Annotated in this window: 1 rRNA gene; it reads right to left on the reverse strand. The window is 52.9% G+C overall.

Features of this window, described 5'->3' with window-relative positions:
* Positions 1 to 1,589 (reverse strand): 23S ribosomal RNA (locus ABZS77_RS30020); the annotation flags it as partial.

The following is a 1,589-nucleotide window of genomic DNA, read 5'->3' on the forward strand; positions in this document are numbered from 1 at the left end:
GGCCAAGGTTAGAACCTCAAACAAACCAGGGTGGTATTTCAAGGACGGCTCCACCGAAACTAGCGTTCCGGTTTCATAGCCTCCCACCTATCCTACACAGATCGGTTCAAAGTCCAATGCAAAGCTACAGTAAAGGTTCATGGGGTCTTTCCGTCTAGCCGCGGGTAGATTGCATCATCACAAACACTTCAACTTCGCTGAGTCTCGGGAGGAGACAGTGTGGCCATCGTTACGCCATTCGTGCAGGTCGGAACTTACCCGACAAGGAATTTCGCTACCTTAGGACCGTTATAGTTACGGCCGCCGTTTACCGGGACTTCAATCAAGAGCTTGCACCCCATCATTTAATCTTCCGGCACCGGGCAGGCGTCACACCCTATACGTCCACTTTCGTGTTTGCAGAGTGCTGTGTTTTTATTAAACAGTCGCAGCCACCAGTTTATTGCAACCCCTTCACCCTTCTGGCGCGAGCCAGTCAAGCTACAAGGGCGTACCTTATCCCGAAGTTACGGTACCAATTTGCCGAGTTCCTTCTCCCGAGTTCTCTCAAGCGCCTTAGAATACTCATCTCGCCCACCTGTGTCGGTTTGCGGTACGGTCATCGTTAGACTGAAGCTTAGAGGCTTTTCTTGGAACCACTTCCAATTGCTTCGCTCCCTAAGGAGCTCGCGCCACACCCTTGAATTCCGCACCCGGATTTGCCTAAGTGCCTTCTCCAATGCAGCGACCGGGACTTCCAACACCCGGACAACCTTCCGCGATCCGTCCCCCCATCGCATCTAACAATGGTGCAGGAATATTGACCTGCTTCCCATCAGCTACGCATTTCTGCCTCGCCTTAGGGGCCGACTCACCCTACGCCGATGAACGTTGCGTAGGAAACCTTGGGCTTACGGCGAGGGGGCCTTTCACCCCCTTTATCGCTACTCATGTCAGCATTCGCACTTCCGATACCTCCAGCACCCTTTACAAGGCACCTTCGCAGGCTTACGGAACGCTCTCCTACCATGCGAGCAAAGCTCGCATCCGCAGCTTCGGTATATAGCTTAGCCCCGTTACATCTTCCGCGCAGGACGACTCGATCAGTGAGCTATTACGCTTTCTTTAAAGGGTGGCTGCTTCTAAGCCAACCTCCTGACTGTTTTAGCCTTCCCACTTCGTTTCCCACTTAGCTATATTTGGGGACCTTAGCTGGCGGTCTGGGTTGTTTCCCTCTTGACACCGGACGTTAGCACCCGATGTCTGTCTCCCGTGATTGCACTCTTCGGTATTCGGAGTTTGCTATGGCGGGGTAATCTGCAATAGACCCCCCAACCATGACAGTGCTCTACCCCCGAAGGTGAGACACGAGGCACTACCTAAATAGTTTTCGGAGAGAACCAGCTATTTCCAGGTTTGTTTAGCCTTTCACCCCTATCCACAGCTCATCCCCTAACTTTTCAACGTTAGTGGGTTCGGACCTCCAGTACGTGTTACCGCACCTTCATCCTGGCCATGGATAGATCACCTGGTTTCGGGTCTACGACCACGTACTAAACGCCCTATTCAGACTCGCTTTCGCTGCGGCTCCGCCTCTTCAGCTTAACCTC

The sequence above is a fragment of the Micromonospora sp. NPDC005298 genome, assembly GCF_040607375.1.
GTDB lineage: Bacteria > Actinomycetota > Actinomycetes > Mycobacteriales > Micromonosporaceae > Micromonospora.